Genomic DNA, 6,193 nt, shown 5'->3' on the forward strand with positions numbered 1-6,193 from the left:
CCCCCATTAGCGTGAACCGCGTTACCGCATGGAGCACGCCAATGAACTACGTCAATGCCGTGATCGAAGACAAAGCCGCATTCGAACGGGAACTGGATACACCGCTGCCGGTGTTCGTCGTATTCGTCTGCGAGGGTTGCGCAGCATGTGAGGAGGCTTTGCCAAGGTTTGTCAAAGCGGCTGACGCACGCAAGGGCAAAATCAAGGTATTGATCCTCGACTGCGCGAATACGCCCCGCCATCCGAATGTCGAACGCGTTCCAACGCTATTGATCTACCAAGACCGCAACCTGATGAAGACATTTGAAGGAATCAGCGACCGGACGCTCTTGCAGGCATTTGGCGGGCACGGCTGACCAGTCTTGGATTGGCGAGACCCCGGCCAGCGTCTACGCTGCTCAATGCCGTCTCAGCCGATCCAGGGTCAGCAATGTTCAAGACCATTGAAGCCGAAGTTCTCAAGAAACACCCCTCGCCCGCCCTGAAACTCGAGTTCGCCCAGCATGATTTTGAGCGACTCAAGCCCTTCTGCCTGCTGATCTATATCGCCAGCATCTGCATCTGGCTGGTCTTCGACCTGATCGTCAGCTTTCCGGGGGGCCAGGGTTTCACCGGGCTATCGATGCTCTTTCTAGCACTGTTGACCATCAACACCATTACCCTGGGATTTACCCGCAACGCCCAACACTTCCAATGGATCAACCTGGTATTCGTCGCCATCATCGCCCTCGGCACGCGCTTGCTGATCGAAGGCTTGCCAATGGACCTGCACCCCAGCTGGTTGATCCTCGCGGCGTCGAGCATCCTCTACAGCGCATCGGTGTTACCACTCAAGCATTGGTCGTTTGTCACGACAATGCTGATCACCTGGGCGTTGCTCAATCCGTTTTACCTGGCCCATCTTTCCCTGTTGGAAGTGCGCGGCGCACTGGTGACGTTCTATTCGGTGTTTCTGACCTTCCTGACGCTCTACAGCTTCCTGAAACTGCGCCAGGCCAAACTGCACAACTTCATCATGTCCAGGCTGCTGCTGGACCAGGCCTACCTCGACACCCTCACTGAAATTCCCAACCGCCGCTCGTTCATGACCAGCGCCGGCAAGAAACTCAGCCAACAGCCCAAGGCCCACGATCACTACCTGGCGATGATCGACATCGACAATTTCAAGAAAGTGAATGACGTATACGGCCACGACATCGGCGACGAAGTACTCAAACGTGTGGCCCAGGACATCAAGGCGGTGATGGTTGACTTCGACTACGCGCGCCTGGGCGGCGAAGAGTTCGGCATCTACCTGGCAGGCGTGCGCAAAAGCGACGTCGAGCAGTTGGCCACCTTGCTCTGCCGCCGCGTGCGCGAAGAACCGACCCAACACCCGGTGACCATCAGTATCGGCCTGGCCCGGGTGGAGGACGGTGAGACATTGAACCAGGCGCTGATCAAGGCGGATCAGGCGCTCTATATTTCAAAGCATGAGGGCAAGGACCGGTTTACGTTTCACGCGCCATGAGCACTTGGGTTACGCGCCGCTCTTCCACCGCCGCCACGGTCAGGCGCCAGCCCTCGTGCACCAGGCTGTCGCCCACCACCGGCAGGCGATCGAGCAGGCTCATCACCAGGCCGGCCAGGGTCTGGTAGTCCTCGGTTGCCACGGCCTGGAAGCCGGTACGTTGGCGCACCTGGTTGAGGGTCAATGCGCCATTGGCACGAAAACCTTCACCTTCCTCGACGATGTCCGGGCCTTCGATTTCGCTGGCGTCGGGCAACTCACCGGCGATGGATTCAAGAATGTCGGTCATGCTCAACACGCCCATGAAGTCACCGAATTCGTTGATCACGAAGGCGATGTGGGTGGATTCCTGGCGCATCTGCTCCAGGGCGTTGAGCACCGAGAAACTCTCCAACAGGTTGACCGCACGACGTGCCAGGTGCTCCAGGTTCGGTTCATTGCCGGCCAGGTATTCCTTGAGCAACTCTTTTTTGTGCACGAAGCCCAAGGGCTCGTCCACGGCACCGTTGCGGATCAGCGGCAATCGCGAGTAGGACGAGTGCATCAATTTGCGTCGGATCGTCTCCGGATCGTCTGCCAGATCAATACTGTCGACCTTGGCCCGCGGCGTCATCAGCGTGCGGATCGGGCGTTCCGCCAGTTGCAGCACGCCACTGATCATCACGCGTTCGCGTCGATCAAACAGCGGGCCTTGCGCAGCATCCGGCTCGCCGAGCAGGTCGGCCACCTCCTCACCCACCTCTTCCACCGCCAGGCTACGGCCGCCCAGCAAACGCATCACTGCGTGGGCGGTACGTTCACGCACCGGCAACACGCCTTGAGCAGATTTCTTGCGACGGGCGCGGGCGATCTGGTTGAAGCCTTCGATGAGGATCGAGAAACCGATGGCCGCGTACAGGTAGCCCTTCGGAATATGGAAACCCAGGCCTTCGGCGGTCAGGGCAAAACCGATCATCATCAAGAAGCCCAGGCACAGCATGATCACCGTCGGGTGGGCGTTGACGAAACGGGTCAGCGGCTTGCTCGCCACGATCATCAGGCCAATGGACACGATCACCGCGATCATCATCACCGCCAGTTCGTCCACCATGCCCACGGCGGTAATCACCGCGTCGAGGGAGAACACCGCGTCAAGCACCACGATCTGCGCCACAATCGGCCAGAACATCGCGTAAGCCACGTTACCCGTGCGCTGGGCCACATGGCCCTCAAGACGTTCGTGCAATTCCATGGTGGCCTTGAACAACAGGAACACACCACCAAACAGCATGATCAGGTCACGGCCGGAGAAGCTCTTGTCGAACACCTCGAACAGTGGCTGGGTGAGGGTCACCAACCAGGAAATACTCGCCAACAGGCCCAGGCGCATCAGCAGTGCCAGGGACAAACCGATCAACCGCGCACGGTCACGCTGCTCCGGTGGCAGTTTGTCCGCCAGGATCGCGATAAACACCAGGTTGTCGATGCCCAGTACCAGTTCCAGCACAATCAAGGTCAACAGGCCGAGCCAGGCCGTTGGATCCGCTAACCATTCCATTTATAGAGTCTCTGTGTTCAAGGTGTTCAGAATGCCGGGCACGGCAATGCGCGATCAGTGGACCGGGACAAGGTTAGCAGGCGGAATACGGGGTGTTTGAGCGGGAACAGCAACAGTGGATGTCTTGGGGAAAGACGACTGGGAGGCTCCGAGAGGGTGTTCATGCAAGTCCTGAAATGACAAAAGGACTTGAATCGTACAGTCGAAACACAAATTTCCTACAACGCAAAACTATTACAAGATCTGTAAACCGCGCTCTCAACTCCCCTGCTGCCCCTGTGGGAGCCGGGCTTGCCCGCGATGCAGGCGACTCGGTACATCCGGTAGACCGAGGTGATGCTATCGCAGGCAAGCCAGCTCCCACAGAGGAATGAAAACCGCCGTCTCTCGGGGGCGCGATTCCACCAAGGACCTGGTGGCAAAAATCGGCCGAGCCAGCCGCCTGGGCGAGCGCTCGCTGGGGGTACTGGATGCGGGGGCGGTGTCGTGCTGCCTGATCCTTACCCGGCTGGCAGACTCGGTGCAGCCGCGGCTGAGTGTTTGACCTGCTGGATATACCGCGCCACCGCCGGCGCTTTCTCGAAGCGCCGGTGAATCAGCGACAGCCACGACGACGCGTCATTGCCCTGGATGCTGCGGTACACCACGCCCGGCAGGCTCACATGCCCCACCATAGACGCCGGCACCACCGCCACGCCCTGCCCCAGCGAGACCAACGCCACCACCGCGACCAGCCCGCCCGGTTGCGGCCCCAGGCGCGGTGCAAAACCGCCCAGGGCAGCCACGTGCAAGGTGCCGCTGATCTGCTCGGGCAAGATGAAGGTTTCGTTTTGCAGGTGCTCGCAGGCGATGGCTTTCAACCCCAGCAGCCAGGAGCCCTGGGGCAAGGCGAGCACAAAGCCTTCGCTGTCCAGGCGCACGGCCTCGACACCTTCGGGCAGGGTCATGGGTGAACGGATATAGCCGATGTCACAGCGTCCCTCCGCCACGGCGCCAGGCAGCGTGGCCATCGCGCATTCGCGCACATTCACGCTCACGTCGGGAAACGCCTGGCTGAACGCCTGCATCTGCTTTTGCAGCAGCCCGGAATACACCGCCGACGCGACGTAACCCAATTCGATATGGCCGATTTCGCCGCGTCCGGCGCGCTGGGCATTACGCTGGGCGAATTCGAACTGGCGCACGGTGGCTTGTGCCTCGATCAATAACGCCGCGCCGGCCTCGGTGAGGCTGACTTCGCGCTGCTGGCGGACAAACAGACGTGCGCCCAACTCGGTTTCCATGTCCTGGATCTGCCGGCTCAAGGTCGGCGGTGCGATGCCCAATTGCTCAGCCGCGCGGGTGAAATTGCGTTGCCGGGCAACGGCCAGGAAGTAGCGGAAATGGCGGATTTCCATCGCAGGATTAGCTCAAAGGTAATGAAGTGCTTCTCGGCAGCTAACAAAGGTCCGCAGCGCCGGGGATAAGCTTGTATTACCTGAACATTAGAGAGCCCTTGCGATGATCGTCAACTGTCATTTCCGTATTGCCTGTGGGGTAATTCAATCATGAACCGGGTCAGTCCACGCTTGACGCTGCTCACGGCTTCGGGCGTTTGTTCGCTGATTGTGCTCGACACCAATATTGTCGCGGTGACCCTGCCGAGTATCGCTCGAGACCTGGGGGCCAACTTTGCTGACATCGAGTGGGTAGTCAGTGCCTACATGCTGGCCTTTGCTGCACTCTTGCTACCGGCCGGCAGCCTCGCCGACCGCTTTGGCCGCAAGCGTTCACTGGTGTGGGGCCTGGGTATTTTCATCCTGGCCTCACTGGGCTGTGGGGCGGCGCCGAACGCGTTGTTCCTCGACATCGCCCGCGCGGTCAAAGGTGTGGGCGCAGCGTTGTTGCTGACGTCGGCACTGGCCTCCATCGGCCACACGTTTCACGATGAAGTGGAGCGGGCCAAGGCCTGGGCGTTCTGGGGCGCGTGCATGGGCGTGGCAATGACGGCCGCGCCGACCCTGGGCGGCGTGATCACCCAGTACCTGGGCTGGCGCTGGATCTTCTACCTCAACCTCCCTGTGGGGCTGGGCTTGATGCTGCTGGTGCTGCGCGCCATTCCCGAATCGCGGGATACCCAGGCGGCGCGGCTCGACCCGTGGGGCAGCCTGGCATTCAGTGCCAGTTTGCTGTGCCTGATCTGGGGGCTGATCGAGGCCAATCGCATCGGCTGGGATAACCCGCTGACCTACGCACGCCTGATCGGTGGTGCGCTGCTGCTGGGGGTGTTTGTGCTGGTCGAACGCATGCAGCAACGCCCCATGGTGGACTTGCAACTGTTCCGTCACCCGCGCTTTATCGGCGCCCTGCTCGGCATGTTCGCCTACGCCGGATGCGCCCAGGTGATGATGACGTTGCTGCCGTTTTACCTGCAGAACGGCCTGGGCTTTTCCGCCATCGCTTCAGGCCTGGGCATGCTGCCCTTTGCCCTGACCATGCTGATTTGCCCCCGCATCGGCGCACGCCTGGCCGGGCGTTTTGCGCCGGCAACGATGATGGCGACCGGCTTGACCCTGGTGGGCGGCGGCAATTTGCTGAGCGCCTGGGCGGTCAATGCAGGCGGCTATCTACCCTTTGCCCTGGCGATTGCGGTGACAGGGGCCGGTGCGGGGCTGCTCAATGGCGATACCCAGAAGAACATCATGGCCTGTGTGCCCCGCGACCGCGCCGGCATGGCGTCGGGCATGAGCACGACCATGCGCTTCAGCGCGATCATGCTGGCGATTGGTGTGTATGGGGCGTTGTTGAGCAGTCACAGCGAACAGCTGCTGGGGGCAAGCATTGACGCTCAGTGGCAGGCGCAGGTGGCGGGCATTGCGTCGCGGGTGGTGGCGGGCGATATGCCGGCGGCCATGGGGTTGTTGCCGGAATCGGCTCGGGCGGTGGTGCAACCGCTGGCGCGGCAGGCATTTGTGGGTGGCTTCAGCGGGGTGTTGTGGGTGGCGGGCGTGTTGGGGTTGCTGGGGGCGCTGGTGGTGGGGACGTTGATACGAAACCCTATACCCAACGCACCCATACTGACGAAACCAGCCCTGTAGGAGCCCGGGGGGGGGGGGGGGGGGGGGGGGGGGGGGGGGGGGGGGGGGGGGGGGGGGGGGGGGGGGGGG

5 protein-coding genes and 1 pseudogene are annotated in these 6,193 nt (G+C 61.5%); 4 read left to right on the top strand and 2 right to left on the bottom strand.

What is annotated here, in order from left to right:
* Positions 1-41 precede the first annotated feature (41 nt).
* Both AC07SU_RS29085 and AC07SU_RS29090 read left to right on the top strand, forming a co-directional pair.
* Positions 42-356 carry a thioredoxin family protein gene (locus tag AC07SU_RS29085; RefSeq protein WP_494999037.1) on the top strand — a complete coding sequence of 105 codons (315 nt, stop codon included), beginning with the start codon at positions 42-44 and terminating at the stop codon, positions 354-356.
* Between the two features lie 74 nt (positions 357-430).
* Entirely contained in the window at positions 431-1,510 is a 1,080-nt protein-coding gene (locus tag AC07SU_RS29090; protein ID WP_494999038.1) for a GGDEF domain-containing protein, read from the top strand.
* Here AC07SU_RS29090 and AC07SU_RS29095 read toward each other — a convergent pair.
* Complete coding sequence (locus AC07SU_RS29095; RefSeq protein ID WP_176995721.1) at positions 1,491-3,047, bottom strand: TerC family protein; 1,557 nt, start codon at positions 3,045-3,047, stop codon at positions 1,491-1,493. The two genes, AC07SU_RS29090 and AC07SU_RS29095, sit on opposite strands and share 20 nt — an antisense overlap.
* A 370-nt stretch (positions 3,048-3,417) precedes the next feature.
* Here AC07SU_RS29095 and AC07SU_RS29100 point away from each other — a divergent pair.
* Positions 3,418-3,591 (top strand): annotated as a pseudogene (locus tag AC07SU_RS29100) (dihydroxyacetone kinase family protein); the annotation flags it as partial.
* Here the strand turns inward: AC07SU_RS29100 and AC07SU_RS29105 are convergent.
* Complete coding sequence (locus AC07SU_RS29105) at positions 3,548-4,444, bottom strand: LysR family transcriptional regulator (protein WP_494999039.1); 897 nt, start codon at positions 4,442-4,444, stop codon at positions 3,548-3,550. The pseudogene AC07SU_RS29100 and the gene AC07SU_RS29105 overlap by 44 nt on opposite strands.
* A 150-nt stretch (positions 4,445-4,594) precedes the next feature.
* On the opposite strand from AC07SU_RS29105, the gene AC07SU_RS29110 reads away from it, so the two are divergent.
* The gene (locus tag AC07SU_RS29110) at positions 4,595-6,124 is read left to right on the top strand and encodes an MFS transporter (RefSeq protein WP_494999040.1); all 1,530 of its coding nucleotides are present in this window, start codon (positions 4,595-4,597) and stop codon (positions 6,122-6,124) included.
* Positions 6,125-6,193 lie beyond the last annotated feature (69 nt).

Source organism: Pseudomonas sp. GW821-FHT05H12 (assembly GCF_059419385.1).

Bases quoted from the DNA above. Each gene is read 5' to 3' on its own strand.
- AC07SU_RS29090 (WP_494999038.1), top strand. From the start codon at position 431: ATGTTCAAGACCATTGAAGCCGAAGTTCTCAAGAAACACCCCTCGCCC.
- AC07SU_RS29085 (WP_494999037.1), top strand. From the start codon at position 42: ATGAACTACGTCAATGCCGTGATCGAAGACAAAGCCGCATTCGAACGG.
- AC07SU_RS29110 (WP_494999040.1), top strand. From the start codon at position 4,595: ATGAACCGGGTCAGTCCACGCTTGACGCTGCTCACGGCTTCGGGCGTT.
- AC07SU_RS29105 (WP_494999039.1), bottom strand. From the start codon at position 4,444: ATGGAAATCCGCCATTTCCGCTACTTCCTGGCCGTTGCCCGGCAACGC.
- AC07SU_RS29095 (WP_176995721.1), bottom strand. From the start codon at position 3,047: ATGGAATGGTTAGCGGATCCAACGGCCTGGCTCGGCCTGTTGACCTTG.